Origin of the sequence: Paraburkholderia sp. BL10I2N1 (assembly GCF_004361815.1) — a bacterium.
In the GTDB taxonomy this organism is placed as follows: domain Bacteria; phylum Pseudomonadota; class Gammaproteobacteria; order Burkholderiales; family Burkholderiaceae; genus Paraburkholderia.
Genome location: NZ_SNWA01000001.1, coordinates 346,917 through 362,823, shown reverse-complemented (window position 1 = coordinate 362,823; position 15,907 = coordinate 346,917). Strand labels below are relative to the sequence as shown.

Genomic DNA, 15,907 nt, shown 5'->3' with positions numbered 1-15,907 from the left:
GTGCGGGGTCAACGGCTGCGTCGAGCGGCCAATGACTCTCTGATTGTTGACTAAACTGGTACACGGAGTCGGTGTCCCGGGCGATGGACATCAAGCTGTCAGGAATTTGACAGAATGCGGCCGGCGGGAAAGCCCTGAGGCCATTTCCTATCATTTATGGGGAGGGGGGCTTTGACGCTGCATTATGCCGCCGCTCCCTGGCACCAAGGTTCAATAGCCCCACGGCATGATTCGGAGGACAACTCGCGGACCCCGATCGAAGCCATTGCTCCGAGCATCCTTTCGCGACGCGGAGGTAACCATGCAACGAAAAGTACTCGCGCTCGGCCTGCTGGCGGTGTCATTCGCTTCAGCAGGTACCTACGCACAGACCCCGCCGTCAGCTGGCTCCAAGCCGGCAGCGAACGCCGTCGATCCGGCATCTGTCCAAGCCCTCAGGGACATGGGCTCCTACCTGCAGAAGCTCAAGCGCTTCAGTGTGTCCACCGAACTCACGGGTGAGCAGGTTCTAAAGGATGGCCAGAAGCTTCAGCATACCGCCAGGGCGGAGCTGGACGTGGTACGCCCCTCGAAGCTGCACGCCTGGATTTCCAGCGCCCGCGCCGATCGTCAGCTTGTCTTCAACGGCAAGACGGTGACGCTCTATACGCCCGCGCAGAAATTCTATTCGACCGTCGAATTCGCCGGCTCGATCGGAGACCTGATCGAAAGGCTCGAGGAAAAGTACGGCGTGGAGCTGCCGCTTGAAGACCTCTTCCGCTGGGGTACGCCCAGCGCTCCGCTCGACAAGATCGATTCGGCGATGAACGCCGGCCAGGATTTCATCGGGAAGGATCTTTGCGACCACTACGCCTTCCGTCAGGGCAGCATCGACTGGCAGATCTGGATCAAAAACGGAGACCAGCCGCTGCCGCGCAAGGTCGCGATTACGAACCGCGCCGACGAAGCACGTCCGCAGTCGGTCTCCGTGATCAGCTGGAACCTGAAGCCGGCGTTCGAGGACTCGATCTTCAAGTTCACCCCACCCCAGGGGGCGAAGAAGATCGAGATCGTCGAGCGCAAGGCAAAGTAGAGGAGCCCGACATGAAAACGTTAATTGGCAAACTGGTTCTGGCCTCGGCGGCTGCCGTCATTGTGGCGAGCTTCGTCATGGCACCCATCGCGGAAGCGCAGCGCCGCGGGGGTGGGGGTGGTGCAGCAGCCGGTGCGCGCGCCGGGCAAGGCGCGCAGGTCAACAACAGCAGGGCCGATGCGCGCACGAACGACGTGCGCAGCACCAGCGTCAACAACGTCAACGCAGAGAGAAATGTCAACGTGAACGTGGACTGCACGGGCCGTTGCGGCGGATGGGATCATCCGGTCGCGGCCGCGGCAGTGGTCGGAACCACGGTGGCCGTGACGGCTGCCGCCGTCGGCTCGATGGTAGCCACGGTGCCGCCCAATTGCGTTCCAGTCAACTACGGCGGCATGGTCTATCAGCAATGCGGTGGCACCTGGTATGCGCCGCAGGGATCGCAGTATACCGTCGTCAATCCGCCATATTGATACCGCTAGAGGTCCGGTGGCTCACGATCCTGCTCCTATGCGGCACCCAGGCGGCCGCGCACGCCCTCGCGGTGAAAGTATCGCGCTCTGATCCATCGTGCGCCCTTGCACGGATGACGGAATGAGGAAAAAGCACCACTTGGACAAGCGGTGCCGCGAGAGAAGCACCCGGAAGGCCTGCACTGCCCGGGAACCGTCCTGCCCGTCGAGCCAGCCGGTGACGAAGGGGGCCGGCTGCCGCAGTCCAATGACTTCGACTTGCCCACTGGCGGCGGCACAGTGTAGCTGCCCTTGAGCACCAGCGAAGCGTGCTCGGTGACCGGGCCGACGCGGGCCTCTGCCCTGAACGCAACGGCGTCGAGTGGCCGAAATGCGTCGAGTTTCAGCCGTTTGTCGCCGTCCAGCGAGCGTCCCTTCATGGCCGATCGGTGACATTCAAATAGCACGTCTTGCGCACGCTGACGTGTATATCGCTCGTCCCTGAGGTGTCCCTAGTACGCCACCTTGAACGTCGGCGAATCCTCCGGACGGCTGCGGCGGCGGTCGTAGATCCGCGTCGTCGCGATGTTCGCGTGCCCCAGCCACTCCTGTACCTTCGCAATGTCGGCGTCATGCTCGAGCGCCATCGAGGGCCGGAATCCGCGAGACGACCCCTATTGCTTGACGCCAGATGCGATATCCATCGTAGCTCCCGGATTCCATCAGCGGTCGACCTCAGCACGCGAGTCGCCGGTGCCAACGCGCAGCACGTTTCCTTCCGGAGCTAATTGCCTCGGAATATCAGACATGTCGGGAGCAATGCGTCGCGTGCCGTCATGGGTTGTGCGCGATTTTGCAGCCAGCTTCGTGGTAGCTGCCGGATGACGCGTCCGTGTCCTTACGAGATGAGTCCCGGCTTGTTTGCGTTTTAAGTGCCTCTGAGCGGTTCGGCCGTAGTGCATCTCGCCTTGCGCTTCGGGCGGAATCCAAACCTCTTATAGCGCTCGCCTGCGAACGCGGAAGATGCGAGCGCCATCATTACCAAACCGCACCCAACGAATTTCACGGTCTCTTCTCCGTATTACTGCGCGTGAGCCAATCTAAGCAGCGGGCTCCCTGGGAGCGATTGGCGTGGTTTATCGCTGGCGGCCCCGCAATGCGTCCAGACGGGCGGTGCATTTTGCGTTCGAACCGCCGCTTTTGTAGGCCTGCAGCGCTTTCGTGTTGTCTGGAACGATGTCGCCCGGAGCACTTCCATCCCAGCGTCCCTCCCAGTACAGGCCAAGGTTGTGGGCGGCCGCACGGTGGCCCAGTTCCAGCGCTGTGGCGTACATCTCTTTGGCCAGTTCGAGGTCGAGGTCCAGGCCACGTGCGAGGCGCGCACTGTCGGCGAGCGCCGCAGTCGCCATGCCCCGCAACGGGGCACTAGCTGAATCGTCTTTGATGACATCGCCCAGTATCGAGTGGCCGAGCTCGTAGTCAACTGGCCCACCGGTTTCTGTGAGCAGGGACAGCGCGAGTGCCACGCGCAGGGCAGGGTGTCGGTCAGGGCCAACCCGTTCAAGTAGTTGACGGCCGAGATAGGGCGCGCCCGACAGCGGGCTTGTAAGCAGGCCATTCGCAATCGCCGCAATAGATTCGAGTGAAAGAAATCCAACCTTGTTTGCTGACACAACGTGCCGGAAGAACTTTTCCACGTCGAGTGCCGCGTCGCACTGGCGAAGTTGCGCCCACTCGCGTTCAATTTGGCCCAACCAGCTGGAATCTACAGCCATGAGATTTTGCATCCTGTGGTGAGTGATACGGACGATGATACCTCACCGCAGTTGTGACTTGGCGTCCGCGTGCTCGGTGCATCACTGCTCGGGGTGCTTGGAGTGTGGCAATGCGAAGGCGACGTGCGACATCTCGTTGCTCAATAGCTTGTAGATACGTGCATTCGGACGCGTAAGAAGGTACGGTCTTCCACGAGAACGAAGGCGCAAGCTTATTGCAAGTGCCGACCTTCTCAAACTAGCGGGCGATAGCGACGAATCCCTGCCGAATGTTGAAATGGGTAATATCCAGATAGTCGCTTTGCCATTGGAATCACGCCGCCCCGTCCAGACTCCTTTGCCATTGGACAAGGCTGCCGCTACCAAGCCAGAACGCAGTCACGTATGGTGTACGTCGGAACAGTCCGGCTGTTACTTATGCCGAAGGCCGTGGCGTGTTGACAGAAGGTATCGATGCAGGTCACGGTTGGCGCTGCACCCGGGCCAGCGGACTGCCTGCAAAAGGGTCGTCTCGCCAGTCGACCTTTTCTCGATTCTTCCGCGGCGGCTCCCCGCCTGAGGATACTTTGAAGTGTTCGACGGATTGTCCGGCGCTAATCGCTTGCTGTAGCCATTGCGGCATCTCACCTTCCCCGTTCCACGTGTCTCCGGCCGCACTGCGGTAGCGCGCTTCTGTCTGCGTTGATCGGTCGCTCGCAATCGCTGACGCCAGGTCGGCCGCATTGATGCCAAATTCCTGCATACGGCGACGGAGATAAGCAACCATGCTATCTCGCTTTCTTTCGTCCATTGAATCATTCCCTTCCTAAAACAATTGCTCGACCTTCTTTCGAACGACGATTGTTGTGAGTTGCCCTGCGCATGCACCGCGCCCATAAAATCGGGGCGTTGCGCCCGTGGCAGGTTGCCGCATCATGCGGATTCGCGGGGGTAGGCGCATGCGGCCTTTCCGACTGAAAAATCAGGACGCCGGCTCTTCGACGGCATATTCGCGCGTTTGGATTGTTACAGAACCTTCGGAACCCTATGAACTTATAGCGCTAGTATGCATGCACGTGGCATAGTGCGGTCGGTTAATCAACAACAAAGGGAGTCCAAATGGCAACACTCGAACAAATCGAGGCAAAGATGAAGAAGCTGCAGTCGCGGGCCGAAGCACTGATTGCAAAGCAATCCTCGGCCGTTCTTGCAAACATCAGAGCTCTGATGGATAAGCATGGCCTGACCACGGCAGATATTGATGCGCACGTCGGTGGCGCACAGAAGCGTGGGCGCAAGCCGGGTGCCAGCGCTGCTAATGGAAAGGCGAAGGCCACTGCCACGGCAAAGGGCGGCCTGCCGCCAAAATATCGTGACCCCAAGACTGGCGCAACGTGGAGTGGGCACGCGCGTCCCCCGGTATGGATTAAGGACGTGAAGGACCGAACCAGGTTCCTGATTGCAGGCGATGCTGCCCCTGTAGTCCCAGCGAATGTGGTTACTGCAAGCAAGACCAAGACTACAGTCAAGAACTCAGCTGCAGTCGGTAGCGGAGGCGCTCACTCGGGGCAGCGCAAAGGCCCGCAGCCGGCCAAATATTGCGACCCGAAAAGCGGGGCGACCTGGAGCGGACGTGGTCCGGCGCCTGCGTGGCTGGCTGCCGTCAAAGACCGCACCAGGTTTTTGATTGAAGGCGCCAGCGCGGTCACGACAGAAACCGGTGCTGTGAACAAGGCGAGCAAGTCAAACGCCGCCGGCAAGAACGGTGCTATTACGAAGAAAACTGCGGACAACAAGGTGGTCGCGAAGAAAGTTCCGGCAGCGAAGCAGGTGGTCGCCACCAAGAATGCCACGGCTAAAAAGGCGCCAGCGACAAAGAATTTGGCTCCTGCGGGGAAGAAGCTTGTTGCCAGGAAGGCTACGTCGCCTGCTATAAAGAAGGTGGTGGTCAAGAAAGCGCCAGCGAAGAAGGCAGTTGCCAAAACGGTGGTCGCAACGCCTGATGTCGTCGTGGCCCCGGAAACGGCGGCCCTGGAAGCAACCGCGTAAAGGGGCTTGCAGACGAGCGGCGGTTATCCGGTCGTCGCTCGTGAGCGGCAACGCCAGAATGTTAAGCTGGCCGGGAGGTGTGCTGACGGTGAGCAACTCGCCAGGGGGGCACATGACGTCTTCTTCGATGTGGGCTGAGCTGCCTTCGACGACGGACAAGATCGCCCGCCTCGCCTGCTCGTTCCTTACGAACCGCGTGCCGGAAACCAACTTCCCGCTCAAAAAACCTTGACGGACTGCCTCAGGGCGTGAAGCAGTCGGCCACCCCGGCGGAGCGCAACGTCTGATACTGTTTAGTAACTAAAAAGGGATCTTCGCGGAAAGTGTGATGAAAAATCGCCATTTTTCAGATTCGAGGCAGCATGCAAGTGAGGATCTTCAGGCGCAGATATTCCTCATCTCGCAATCCGTACGCGCGTCGCTGGATAACCCGAACCTTGTTGTTGAGTCCCTCAACGAATCCGAGCGGCACCTTGTTTTCTGGCTTGCAATAGGAAGCAATCCCGTCCCAATGACGCTCTACCATCGCGGCAAACTTCTCGTAGGGCTTCAAACGCTGCCACTTCAAGCTGGATTTCCAGTTCTCGAAGAAGCGACGTGCCCAGCCTTCGCGCTTGTAGTCCCACAACTGCCCGAACGACTCCTTGAGCAGGTACGCGGTATTCAGACGTCGGTTCGCTGCGAGAAGCGTCTTCAACGAGTTCCTGCCTTCCATCGACAGGTTCTCGCGATGACTGAGCAGAACGTACTAGCGGGTAAGGAGACGGCATTCCCGCCGCCCCCTCCCCAAAGAACCCATCAAGCGACTTTCACCGCAATGGGCTCGCGCATGGCTAAAGCACCGTCACTCAATGCCGGCCTTGCCAGACAGCACAAGTCCTTCGCTAACTTCATATTGTTGGTCCGTCCCATCGCTGAGATGAGGGCGCTGAACTGCAACGAGGCAGTCTCTTCCAAGCTTCCCTGCGTCGGACTTCGAATACGGGCTCACGACAGCCACACCTCGCGGAAGTCTGCACCCTTTCGGGTCAGGGCAAAGTTCGAACCCCTATGCAAGCCATTACAGCCTGCCATTCGCGTTCTCCGCGTTCTCTTACCCGCTCCACCAACAGCGCCCCTTGCGGTTTGCCTGCCGTCTCGCAATATTCCGCGAGCTTGGCGGTGAGTCGGGCTTACCACGTTCCCGTTCCTGCCGACCCAATACAACTGGGCCTGTCCGTTAAGCGCTCGTCTATTCCCCGGCAGCGTTATGACGGCGTACCCCCAGCCAAAAGAGGAGCAACCCGCTGCGTACCTTTTGGTTTGGGCCTATTGGCCGCTTCGGCCCATCATCAATCACGAGGTTTATCAACGATTCACATATGTTGCACATGCGGAACTTGCCTAGCCTCTACGCCGCATTGCGGCTCGCAGCGTCATCACGTATCGTCACCGAGCCGTGGTGTCTTTCGACGAGTACATTGTCCTTGGAGCTTCAGACCCGGTAGTTACCCGCCGCGCCTGTCCAAGTAGGCAACTGCTGGCCGTACAGCAGGTCACGGCACGTCAGACTACTGTGCGTGACAAGACAGAAACGAGCTTTGCTGCCCTGTACTACATGAAACTCGACACGTTGCGGGCAGCAACACGTGTCGCACTCTGGCCTTTGATGTAGCGCCGCTGCTCGCCTTGCAGGCGAGCGTATTCGCTCTTGCGTACTTCATCCAGGGCTTCGTTGAGCTGCTTTATGACGTGGAATTTGTCGTACAGGATGGCCGCATGCGGCACGCGTTCCTGTGCGACGTTGTAAAACGGCCGCCACATGTCCATCACGACAAGCCGGATTCCGCGGGCCTTTTTCTCGCCCAGCCAGTCATAGAACTGATGCATGCTGGCCTCCTTTCGATCTTCGCCACCGAACCAGATCGCACGGCCCCGTATCAGGTCGCTCACAACAATGCGGTACGTCTGTCCCTTGCCAATCGAAATCTCGTCGATGCCGATGACCTTCGGCCCGGGCGTGCCGAACCGCTCCACTTGTGCCCGCATGTACTGCATCTCGAGGTCCTTGACCGTACGCCAGTGCAATTTCAGTTCGTCAGCCACGTCCTTGATCGTGCTGTCGCGACAGCGGCGACCGACATACCACGCGAAGCGCCTCGTGTAGTGAGGGTTGTCCGCCAGAAAGCTCAGTCGTTCGCCTTTCACGCTGCCATCGCATCGACAGCGGACCCGACGAGCTTCGAGTTCCAGGTAAATCCGTACATCGCCGTTCGGCAGATCTCGAACGCGACGCACCCTGCGATCGTGGATTGAGCACCGCCGACCACATCCCTTGCAGGCCGTTTTTTTGAGCGCCGAAACAGCGTGACGACGCGTGCCATGCGATCACCGAAGACACCGCGCAGCGCTTCGCAAGGCCGGAACCCGTCGAACCGGTATGCGTCGGAAAGACGCTTGAGTTTGCGTGAAGTAGCCATCGCGAAATCATGCCCGATTTCGAGAGGCCATCAAGACGCGCAAACCCTTGCCCAGATTGGCTCTCCGACATTTTCATCATGAAAAACCATCACACTTTTCCGCGAAGACCCCTAAAAAGTTAAGTCTTCGCGATTTGTGAGAAGACTTCAGTGTGCTGCGGCCAGAATTGGAACGATGTTGAAACGGGTGAGAGAACAGGCAGCAGCGATGGCGGCACGGCCCAGACGCGTGAGGTAGTAGCGGTAGGTATGGGCCACCTTCTTGATCAAGCCGAGTGTGCGCAGTCGCGAGAGCTGTCGGGACAGCACCGGGGCGCTCATGTCCACATGCCTGGCCAGATCGGCACGGCGCAGGCCATGCACGTTGAACTCGCCGCGCTGCAAGGCACGCAGCAGTGCTTGCTCGCCGCCGTTGAAGAAGTTGAGTCCTTTGACCCTGCGCTCATTACTGCCCACGCGGGACTGGCTCAAACGTTGAAGGTCGCGCTCACCTGCGCTGGGGTCATCCAGACTCGACAAAAACGCGAGGTAGCGCTGGTTGCAGCCCAGCATGATCTCGCGCAGGTCGAACAGGCTGTAGATGGTTTTCCTCAACGCTGCGAGTTCGTAGGTGCTTTGGCCATTCCTGTGGTCCACCTTGCGGTGGTGTTTGAAGAAGCTCACGTCGTTGATGGTGGTTTCTATCCGCAACACATGGGAGAACTTGTCGTAAACCTTGACGCTGGCAACGCCCATATGGTGCTTGATGCAGCGTCCCTCGATGCGGGTGGACAGCCGCGAGCCGATCTCCTGCGCCAATTGCGGCGTGACCTTCTTGCCCAGGAAGCCGGCAACGACACAGCTACCGAGCGCATTTCCTTCGTCATCGCAACCAGCTCTTAAACTAAGATCACCAGAGCGCCACTGGCGTTTGTCGACCCACACCAGCCATCCAATCTGCTCGTAAGCGGACGGTCATCGTGATCACCGTCCGCCATTTAGCATCTATTGTCTCAGCAGTGGCGTGACAATGCGTTGCAGTCGTTCGGACGTCCAAACGGGATATTTGTCGTCCCACCCGTTGTCAACCAGGACGCCCGCCCGGTCGATGGTAAAGCTCACCGGAATGCGCCACATCCGCCCATAGTCGCCCGCCCAGGCGCTGCCCAGCAGCCCTACCGGAAAACTCAAGCCATCGGCAACCTGGCGTACCGCGAGTAAATCATCCGCTCCGTCCAGACTGAACCCCAAAACTTGTAGTCCTTGGCCTGCGTGGCGCGCGGCGTAGTCGGACAAAAGAGGCAGCTCATCACGACAGGGCTCGCACCAGGTAGCCCAGAACGTAAGGATAACCACTTTACCCAGCAGATCAGCTGTGCTGATGCTGTGTCCATCAAGGGTGTGCAGGACCAGTGGCGGAGCCGGATGACCAACAGCGAGCGTGGACGCGCGGGTCGCCATAGACCAGCCAGATGTCCCTGCACCCAACGAGAACGCGAGTGCAGCGCGCAACCACGCGCGGCGAGTAGATAGCGCTGAGGGTGCTACACCGGTGCGAGCCGTTGACGGCCGTGGTGGCTTAGAACGCATAGCTCATCCCCACGTTGCCGGTCCAGCGTGGAAACAGCTGATATCCGTCAAGTTTGCTGTATATCGCGCGCTGCACAAAGGCGTAAACTTCCAGATTCTTCCATACATTTACCGTGATGCCCGGGCTGAGATAAACCACCGTGCCTGCTGTATTCGCGGTGTCGGCGAGGTCCCCCTGGTCATGGCTTTTACGGGTGAAGTTGATCTGTAGTTGCGGAACCCACTTCGGGTTGGCCTCATAGCGCAGGCCAACGCTCACGCTGGCCAGATTCCCAGGGCGATAAGTTGCGCCGGGATGATCGAGATTTTCCGCGATTGCAGACTGAAACTGGCCGTTAATGAACGCGTCGAAGTTCTGGCTAATCGCTTGGTAATAGTAGGCGCCAACGATCAGGTCCGTGCTGCCGGTGCCGGGTTGCAGGCTCGTGTCGAGCGCCTGGCCGGCGCTTGCGTTGGGCCCGTTCGAAAAGAACACCGGGTTGTGTCCGACGGTTGCGCCGGTGTTGACATTCTGACCACCGTAACGACCCGTGGGCAACTTTACGCCCAGCTGCAAACCAAGGTTATGAGTAGGCAGAAATCCCTGATAGCTGGCGATGAGTTTAATGTCCCCCAGCCCTTTACTGGTCGCGCCGCTCACATTATCTGGGGTGAGCTGGTCAGTCGTCGCGTTGCCGTAGGTGGTATGACTACGGTAAATGTAAGGAATAAGAGCACTGAAATTCCAGCTGGCGCTGGGGCTGTAGCTGATGCCCAGATTGATGTATCGGTTAATCGTCTGACGCTCAACCTCCTGGCTACCGCCGGCGTCGTTGATACCGGCGGGCTGCGTGTTCGGCACCGAACGGGTGCCGCTGCGTAGCTGGTTCTGGTTGATAAAGTCGTATTCGACATTGATTCGCCAGCCCGGGGCGGCGGAATAGCCCATTGCGGCATCGGTGCTCAGCGAGCAGCCGCAAGTAGCGCATGCGTGTGCCGCAGCGGGCAAGATACTGACGGCCCATGGCAGCGCGTAGCGCAGCAGGGCGTTCTGGTTGGTTGACATGGAGTTCCTCCGCTTGATACGGATGCGCGCCATCCCCCTCGTCGGGTGGAAGAACGCGCATGTTTTCCTGAGACGACAGACAGCGGCGACGGCCTGATCACGGAGCAGGCTGAAGCGGCGGTCGGCGAAAACGAAGACTAGGAAAGGACGGGAGGATCGCGAGGCCGGCCAGATGGAAACGAGGCGGCGTGGGGGACAAACGCGGGCGGCATCGATACCTGCGTATCCGCCAGCAAAATGTTTGCTAGAAGGCCAGCCGGAGGGACGCCCGGAGCCGGTACGTGATGCGCGAGGAGATCGCAGTACCCGCATGCCGCGAGCTTGTCCGTGGATGCATGATGTGCAGCCACGGAAGCGTCGCTATCAACGACCGAACAAATGGCACCGAACGGCCCATCGGCGCGGGCCGCGAGCATCAGTTGACTCACGAGCGGCGCGAAAACCACAAGCCACATGGCGATGAGGCCAAGCCATGCGACAGAGTGGATGCGGGCGCGAATCTTCATGATGGTCAAAAATTTCCGTGATTCTATCCTTGGGATAGTTCGCCGGCACAGAATTTTCTTTATAACACTCCACTTCCGGGCAACTGGAAATGCGCGCGAGCAGGTAGTGCTCGGCACAAAAGCCTGATTCAGCCTGATTCAGTCCGTCCTACGCGCTGCGTGTCAGCGGGCCGCCTTCAAAGGCAACGACGCCTTGTCGGGGGACGTTGTATCACGGGCGATTTGCGCCGAACAGAATGCATCCGGGATCGCGGCCGACCCTTGATGGGTCGAGAGGGTTTGCGAGGCCGCCGGCACCAGCGTCACCGTAAGGATTGCAAGCAATCTAAAATTGATGTCAGTCTGCCGATGCAAAAGGCTGAGCATGACCGTCTCGAAATCCTGGAACTGCCAGAGTGTTGCAACCACTATGTCACGCGCTCTGAACCAATCCGATGGGTAAACATCCTACAAAGACGGGGGGTGGAAACCGCGGTACGTCCTTCCGCTCTGAAGGCGCAGATCGTAAACGAACTACGCCCCAGATTGTTGCGAAATTGAGTCGAGGTATTGGAAGGCCGCTCTTGGCCGCACCCGGTCCTCTCGAATCTTAAAGTCTCTCCCCATCCATCTGCCTATGTCGGGCACGAGGGACCCAAAGCGGACAGGCTGGCGAGACCTGCTACAAACAAGCTAGGACATTGTCGATTTCCGATCATCAGATTCGTCGTTAGTGAACCCCATTCAAAGGATCCCCCATGAAATACCTCGGCCTGGCGTACTTCTCCCCCGAAAAATTCGCCGCGATGGCACCAGACGAAATCAAGGAACTGGTGAGCCAGTGTCCGGCATTGGACGAGAAGATGCGCGCTACCGGCAAGGTTCTGATTTCCGCCTCCCTTGGCGATCTGGACAAGTGGAAAACGCTTCGCCCGCGCACTGGAGAGACGCGCATCACCGATGGGCCTTACACCGAGTCGAAGGAAGTCGTGGGCGGCCTGTTCATCATCGAGGCGGACAGCGTTGACGAGGCGTTACGCATCGCGTCCATGCACCCCGCTGCCACACTGGGCGAAGAAGGCGGATGGGCCGTGGAGCTTATCCCCTTAGACTTCTATCTGGCGCGTTGAGGATTTGGACGCCTGTCTCAGGAAGGCGTTGGCGTTCCTTTCACCACAGACACCTTCACTGCGTCGGGAGTCATCGCGGCGATGTCCGCTGCTGGCCGAAGATCGCCACCCGGGCTTCGACAGTGGGCGACCGAACAGTCATGGCCGCCGCAAAGGCGGCGTTAGCGGCTTGCCCACCAACGCTCAGCCTCGTCGATGTGAGCGCATAGCGTGTCTGCGACAGCCATCGGCGAATTGCCGTCGTCGAATCGAAACCAGTGGTCATTATTCGGCCCAAGCGACCCGAGTCTATGGCGCTGACTCGGATGTAGATCGTGTGCCGTGACCGTGCTTGCGGAAATGAATTTCCCCCAGTGGGTGGTGATACCCTCCACACCGCATTGAGACAGCTCCACGACGAAGCCTCCTCCGTGGCGATCGAACTGCACCGTCAACAGATCGACCCGGCCATCTCGTTGTCGTCGAAAATGAGGCAAAGAACCTTTGAACCCTAGCTGGCGAAGCGCGGGAACAAAACGCGCTTTCAACGCGCTGTTCATCTCGTCACGGCTCATCGGATTGTCTCGTCAGGATGAGGCAGCTAGGTTGCCGCCTGTTTCGCAACCTCAATTGTCAGCAATTCGGGCGGTGATGTCGACTGACCGTTCCTGGCCGGTCACTGCCTCATGCGATTCACATACTCGGCGTGATCCTCGGATGCTCCGCGGACGGCAGCACGCGACCGAGGCTGTGTGGAAACGCTCCGCGTGTAGCGGCGAGAAGCTGGGGTAAAGCACGATCGAAGGAAACAACTTCGCAGCTTTTCAATTGGTAGCGCGGCAACGGGCGTTCTTACGCCCTCATCGCCTCGATCAATGCCTTCGTACCCAGGATATTCATCGCTCGCTTGAGGTTGTAGGCTAATACGTGAAGGCTCATCTCGGTTCGAACACGTGGCAGGGTCTTTGTCAGAAAGTGCACAGAGCCCATCCAGAACTTGAGCGTTCCGAACGGATGCTCGACCGTCTGTCGTCTCAGTCTCGCGGCGTCTGGCGTCTGATCGAGTCGGCGCTGCATTTTTTCAAGCACCTTCTCGTGCTCCCACCGCGTGACTCTTCGGTATGGACTCGGCGTGCACTGCGGTTTCAGTTGGCATTTCGGACACGCTGACGGCCAGTACTTATGAATCGTCAGGCCGGCCTCAACGGTCGTGAAGCGCCGGATGGCTCGCTCTCCAGCTGGGCAACGATACTCGTCGTCGGACTCGATGTAGACAAAGTCCCGTTTATCAAAGCGACCCTCAGCCTTGCTGTTTGAGGTCAGCGGCTTCGGGACCAGCGTCTTGATTCCGTCCTGCTCGCATCGCAGAATTTCCTCACTCTTGAAGTATCCACGATCAGCAAATGCAGTTAGCTGATTTTCACCAATCGCATCTCGCGCCAGTTTGGCCATCGCGGCTAACTGGGAACGATCGTGGCCGACATTGACGACCTCATGCGCAACGATCATGTGGTTCTTGAGATCTACAGCAGTCTGCACGTTATAGCCGACCATTCCTGTGCCACGACCGCTGGTGGCCATTGAGCGCGCGTCCGGGTCAGTTAGCGAGATCTGGCCGTCTGGAGCTGCACGCATCCGCGTTTCGATCTCGCCGAGTTTATGCATCTGCGCCCTGATCTTCAATATCTTTTCTTTCAGGTGCGGGACGCGTCCCTCCGGGAGGCTCGCTGGCTCACGATCGGCCCGATCCAGTTCATCCATGTAACGGGCGATACTTTGCTCGAGTTGTTCCATGCGAGCCTTGAGCTTGCGGTCCGTAAAGTTCTTGTCGCGGTTGTTGACCGCTTTGAACTTGCTTCCATCGATGGCAACGGTGGCATCTGAGAACAGTTTCAATTGCCGGCAAAGCATCACAAACTCCCGGCAGACTTTGCGGATCGCATCGCCGTTGTCTTTGCGGAAGTCAGCGATGGTTTTGAAGTCCGGGGTCAACTGGCCCGTCAGCCAGATCAGTTCGAGATTGCGCTGTGTTTCGCGCTCAAGACGACGACTCGATTGAAGCCGGTTCAGGTACCCATAGATGTACAGCTTAAGCAAGGTCGATGGGTGATATGCAGGTCGACCGGTTAAAGCGGGTGCGGCACGCTCGAAGCCAAGACTCACCAGATCAAGCTCGTCGACAAAAACGTCAATCACACGTACGGGGTTCTCGGCGTCCACGTAATCGTCGAGAGACTCAGGCAGCAACGCGACTTGCTCTCGCGCCGCGCTTTCGATGTATCGCTTCATGGGCCACCATCGGAAAACGTGTTGACTAACTATAGGCGATCAACGCGTTTTCACACAGCCTCGACCCATAGCCGTCACTAGACAATACAGCACCGGGATGGCCGCTTGAAGTTGTTCAACGGTCTTTGACCAAGGGTAGGCGTTTGCAATCGACGGCGACGCCGAACCGACCGGGAACGGTCTTCTATATCCGTTCGAAGCTGAATGAGCGGTGACCCGTCGTATCGTCCGAGGCAGACACGATTTCGTGCTGTTGTCGCCATTTATCTGAAGGCTCAGTCTTCAGATGAACGCATCGTCACGTCGCCGACGACCACCCCTCTCAGTCCCTCCCGCAGCGCCGTGACATTTTCCACACCGTTCAGTTGCTCGAACTTCTGTTGCGCTTCCCGCCAGAGAGGGGCCGCTCTTTCGTGCAGGCGCCGTCCTTCCTCGGTGAGTTCTATAAGGCGGCTTCGGCCGTCCGCGGGCGACGGCTTGATCGTGACGAAGCCGTCGCGTTCCAGGAAGCCAACCATTTTTCCCATAGCTGTCCGTTCGATATCGAGCCGTTCGGCAAGGGAGTTGACTGCGGCACTTCCCACCTCATTTAGAGCCGCCAGGGTGAGGAATTGCGTGATGCGCAGGCCCGCGGGCTCAAGATAACTATCGTAGAGGCGGGAGATCTGCCTGCTCGCTTTCCTCACGGCGAAGCAGTTGCATTGATCGATTCCAAGCGGCTGGTTGACCGGCAACATCTTTTTCCACTCCTTATTTCGGTTGATCGCCAGAACGCAACGCGCATTGCGTCACGCGAAGGTACCGCGGTATCTTTCGATGAAAGCCAGCACCGAAAGCGCTGGCGTCAGAGTGATCTGCGCGCCTATGTCTCGCTCCCGAAGCCGACTCTCGTCATCTGCGGTGTTCAAAGCCCTGCCGGCGGTGTGATGTAGCCCGGTACCTCAGCCGCAAGCGTGCTCTTCAGCACCGCTGTCCCCTCGTCGGCCATAATCTCGCTCTTGCCGGCGGTGAGGGCGTCATACGTCTGTCGCACAACGTCCTCCGGGCTGGCTTTAGGCACGTCAATGCCGTTGGTCAGGTCAGTATCCACAAACCCGACGTGCAGGCCGAGAACCTGGATGCCACGCTCCTGTAGATGAAAGCGAAGCTGGTTCGTATAACTCCACGCTGCTGCCTTTGACGCGGCATAGGGCGTCAGATAGGGCCGCGGAAGCCACACGATGTCGGAAAGCACGTTGATGATGGCGGCATGCGGCTTGGCCACCAATATCTGCTCGAAGGCCTGCGTGACGCGCACTACGCCGTAGTAGTTCGTATCGAACATGCGGGTTGATTGCGCTTCGACGTCCGCCGCCAGAGGCCCGTCGATCAGAGCGGCGATGCCTGCGTTGTTGACCAGCAGAGTCGTATCCGCCGCCAGCTTCGCGGCCTCGGCGATCGACGCCGTATCCGTGACATCGATCCGGACAGGTACAATGCCCGGCTCGTTGAAATCACTCGTATTGCGCATGCCGGCGTATATCTTCGCCGCCCCACGCCGACGTGCCTCTCGTGCGAAAGCCAGGCCCAGGCCGCGATTGGCACCGGTGATGAAGACAGTGGCGTTTTTGACATCCATGACAAG

Annotated in this window: 19 protein-coding genes; 4 read left to right on the top strand and 15 right to left on the bottom strand. The window is 58.9% G+C overall.

The features are described from left to right. Window positions 1-301 precede the first annotated feature (301 nt). The gene (locus B0G77_RS01700) at window positions 302-1,072 is read left to right on the top strand and encodes a DUF2092 domain-containing protein (protein ID WP_133660573.1); all 771 of its coding nucleotides are present in this window, start codon (window positions 302-304) and stop codon (window positions 1,070-1,072) included. Window positions 1,073-1,083: 11 nt separating this feature from the next. Next, window positions 1,084-1,545: a hypothetical protein gene (locus B0G77_RS01695; protein WP_133660572.1), complete on the top strand. Its 462-nt coding sequence runs from the start codon at window positions 1,084-1,086 to the stop codon at window positions 1,543-1,545. A 491-nt stretch (window positions 1,546-2,036) separates the two neighbouring features. Here the strand turns inward: B0G77_RS01695 and B0G77_RS01690 are convergent, their stop codons facing one another. The 3 genes from B0G77_RS01690 to B0G77_RS01680 form a co-directional block, all read right to left on the bottom strand. Next, the gene (locus B0G77_RS01690) at window positions 2,037-2,171 is read right to left on the bottom strand and encodes a tyrosine-type recombinase/integrase (protein WP_133660571.1); all 135 of its coding nucleotides are present in this window, start codon (window positions 2,169-2,171) and stop codon (window positions 2,037-2,039) included. A 489-nt stretch (window positions 2,172-2,660) separates the two neighbouring features. After that, a complete protein-coding gene (locus tag B0G77_RS01685; protein WP_133660570.1) occupies window positions 2,661-3,299 on the bottom strand; it encodes a sel1 repeat family protein in 639 nt (212 codons plus the stop codon). A gap of 460 nt (window positions 3,300-3,759) precedes the next feature. Continuing rightward, window positions 3,760-4,089: an H-NS histone family protein gene (locus tag B0G77_RS01680; RefSeq protein ID WP_133660569.1), complete on the bottom strand. Its 330-nt coding sequence runs from the start codon at window positions 4,087-4,089 to the stop codon at window positions 3,760-3,762. Between the two features lie 308 nt (window positions 4,090-4,397). Between B0G77_RS01680 and B0G77_RS01675 the strand changes: the two genes are divergently transcribed. Beyond that, the gene (locus B0G77_RS01675; RefSeq protein WP_133660568.1) at window positions 4,398-5,327 is read left to right on the top strand and encodes an H-NS family nucleoid-associated regulatory protein; all 930 of its coding nucleotides are present in this window, start codon (window positions 4,398-4,400) and stop codon (window positions 5,325-5,327) included. A 346-nt stretch (window positions 5,328-5,673) separates the two neighbouring features. Here B0G77_RS01675 and B0G77_RS01670 read toward each other — a convergent pair whose 3' ends face one another. The 8 genes from B0G77_RS01670 to B0G77_RS01630 all read right to left on the bottom strand — a co-directional run bounded on the left by B0G77_RS01670 (window position 5,674) and on the right by B0G77_RS01630 (window position 11,272). Beyond that, window positions 5,674-6,069, bottom strand: a complete 396-nt coding sequence (locus B0G77_RS01670; RefSeq protein WP_279571338.1) for a transposase — start codon at window positions 6,067-6,069, stop codon at window positions 5,674-5,676. Between the two features lie 851 nt (window positions 6,070-6,920). After that, window positions 6,921-7,604 carry a transposase gene (locus B0G77_RS01660; protein ID WP_243750893.1) on the bottom strand — a complete coding sequence of 228 codons (684 nt, stop codon included), beginning with the start codon at window positions 7,602-7,604 and terminating at the stop codon, window positions 6,921-6,923. After that, window positions 7,511-7,786 (bottom strand): hypothetical protein, encoded by a 276-nt coding sequence (locus tag B0G77_RS01655; protein WP_133660564.1) that lies wholly within the window; start codon window positions 7,784-7,786, stop codon window positions 7,511-7,513. Before B0G77_RS01655 ends, B0G77_RS01660 begins: the two co-directional genes overlap by 94 nt. Before the next feature lie 147 nt (window positions 7,787-7,933). Continuing rightward, window positions 7,934-8,710 carry a winged helix-turn-helix domain-containing protein gene (locus tag B0G77_RS01650; RefSeq protein ID WP_133660563.1) on the bottom strand — a complete coding sequence of 259 codons (777 nt, stop codon included), beginning with the start codon at window positions 8,708-8,710 and terminating at the stop codon, window positions 7,934-7,936. A 60-nt stretch (window positions 8,711-8,770) separates the two neighbouring features. Continuing rightward, complete coding sequence (locus B0G77_RS01645) at window positions 8,771-9,226, bottom strand: TlpA disulfide reductase family protein (protein ID WP_243750892.1); 456 nt, start codon at window positions 9,224-9,226, stop codon at window positions 8,771-8,773. Between the two features lie 118 nt (window positions 9,227-9,344). Further along, on the bottom strand, window positions 9,345-10,400 hold the full coding sequence (locus tag B0G77_RS01640) for a transporter (protein ID WP_133660561.1): 1,056 nt from the start codon (window positions 10,398-10,400) through the stop codon (window positions 9,345-9,347). A gap of 137 nt (window positions 10,401-10,537) precedes the next feature. Beyond that, a complete protein-coding gene (locus B0G77_RS01635; RefSeq protein WP_243751091.1) occupies window positions 10,538-10,816 on the bottom strand; it encodes a DUF2946 family protein in 279 nt (92 codons plus the stop codon). Window positions 10,817-11,068: 252 nt separating this feature from the next. Further along, a complete protein-coding gene (locus tag B0G77_RS01630) occupies window positions 11,069-11,272 on the bottom strand; it encodes a hypothetical protein (RefSeq protein ID WP_133660559.1) in 204 nt (67 codons plus the stop codon). 371 nt (window positions 11,273-11,643) lie between these two features. Here B0G77_RS01630 and B0G77_RS01625 point away from each other — a divergent pair, with 371 nt between their 5' ends. Then, the gene (locus tag B0G77_RS01625; RefSeq protein ID WP_133660558.1) at window positions 11,644-12,015 is read left to right on the top strand and encodes a YciI family protein; all 372 of its coding nucleotides are present in this window, start codon (window positions 11,644-11,646) and stop codon (window positions 12,013-12,015) included. A 161-nt stretch (window positions 12,016-12,176) separates the two neighbouring features. Here the strand turns inward: B0G77_RS01625 and B0G77_RS01620 are convergent, their stop codons facing one another. From B0G77_RS01620 to B0G77_RS01605, 4 genes are all read right to left on the bottom strand, one after another. Next, on the bottom strand, window positions 12,177-12,569 hold the full coding sequence (locus tag B0G77_RS01620; protein WP_166656099.1) for a DUF4304 domain-containing protein: 393 nt from the start codon (window positions 12,567-12,569) through the stop codon (window positions 12,177-12,179). Between the two features lie 277 nt (window positions 12,570-12,846). Then, entirely contained in the window at window positions 12,847-14,283 is a 1,437-nt protein-coding gene (locus B0G77_RS01615) for an IS1182 family transposase (RefSeq protein ID WP_133660557.1), read from the bottom strand. 275 nt (window positions 14,284-14,558) lie between these two features. Beyond that, window positions 14,559-15,020: a MarR family transcriptional regulator gene (locus tag B0G77_RS01610; RefSeq protein WP_133660556.1), complete on the bottom strand. Its 462-nt coding sequence runs from the start codon at window positions 15,018-15,020 to the stop codon at window positions 14,559-14,561. 167 nt (window positions 15,021-15,187) lie between these two features. Further along, on the bottom strand, window positions 15,188-15,901 hold the full coding sequence (locus B0G77_RS01605) for an SDR family oxidoreductase (protein WP_133663997.1): 714 nt from the start codon (window positions 15,899-15,901) through the stop codon (window positions 15,188-15,190). Between the last annotated feature and the right edge of the window lie 6 nt (window positions 15,902-15,907).

What these genes read in the sequence shown, in the direction of transcription:
- B0G77_RS01700 (WP_133660573.1), top strand. Translation starts at nt 302, where the DNA reads ATGCAACGAAAAGTACTCGCGCTCGGCCTGCTGGCGGTGTCATTCGCT.
- B0G77_RS01695 (WP_133660572.1), top strand. Translation starts at nt 1,084, where the DNA reads ATGAAAACGTTAATTGGCAAACTGGTTCTGGCCTCGGCGGCTGCCGTC.
- B0G77_RS01690 (WP_133660571.1), bottom strand. Translation starts at nt 2,171, where the DNA reads ATGGCGCTCGAGCATGACGCCGACATTGCGAAGGTACAGGAGTGGCTG.
- B0G77_RS01685 (WP_133660570.1), bottom strand. Translation starts at nt 3,299, where the DNA reads ATGGCTGTAGATTCCAGCTGGTTGGGCCAAATTGAACGCGAGTGGGCG.
- B0G77_RS01680 (WP_133660569.1), bottom strand. Translation starts at nt 4,089, where the DNA reads ATGGACGAAAGAAAGCGAGATAGCATGGTTGCTTATCTCCGTCGCCGT.
- B0G77_RS01675 (WP_133660568.1), top strand. Translation starts at nt 4,398, where the DNA reads ATGGCAACACTCGAACAAATCGAGGCAAAGATGAAGAAGCTGCAGTCG.
- B0G77_RS01655 (WP_133660564.1), bottom strand. Translation starts at nt 7,786, where the DNA reads ATGGCTACTTCACGCAAACTCAAGCGTCTTTCCGACGCATACCGGTTC.
- B0G77_RS01645 (WP_243750892.1), bottom strand. Translation starts at nt 9,226, where the DNA reads ATGGCGACCCGCGCGTCCACGCTCGCTGTTGGTCATCCGGCTCCGCCA.
- B0G77_RS01640 (WP_133660561.1), bottom strand. Translation starts at nt 10,400, where the DNA reads ATGTCAACCAACCAGAACGCCCTGCTGCGCTACGCGCTGCCATGGGCC.
- B0G77_RS01635 (WP_243751091.1), bottom strand. Translation starts at nt 10,816, where the DNA reads ATGCTCGCGGCCCGCGCCGATGGGCCGTTCGGTGCCATTTGTTCGGTC.
- B0G77_RS01630 (WP_133660559.1), bottom strand. Translation starts at nt 11,272, where the DNA reads ATGCTCAGCCTTTTGCATCGGCAGACTGACATCAATTTTAGATTGCTT.
- B0G77_RS01625 (WP_133660558.1), top strand. Translation starts at nt 11,644, where the DNA reads ATGAAATACCTCGGCCTGGCGTACTTCTCCCCCGAAAAATTCGCCGCG.
- B0G77_RS01620 (WP_166656099.1), bottom strand. Translation starts at nt 12,569, where the DNA reads ATGAGCCGTGACGAGATGAACAGCGCGTTGAAAGCGCGTTTTGTTCCC.
- B0G77_RS01615 (WP_133660557.1), bottom strand. Translation starts at nt 14,283, where the DNA reads ATGAAGCGATACATCGAAAGCGCGGCGCGAGAGCAAGTCGCGTTGCTG.
- B0G77_RS01610 (WP_133660556.1), bottom strand. Translation starts at nt 15,020, where the DNA reads ATGTTGCCGGTCAACCAGCCGCTTGGAATCGATCAATGCAACTGCTTC.
- B0G77_RS01605 (WP_133663997.1), bottom strand. Translation starts at nt 15,901, where the DNA reads ATGGATGTCAAAAACGCCACTGTCTTCATCACCGGTGCCAATCGCGGC.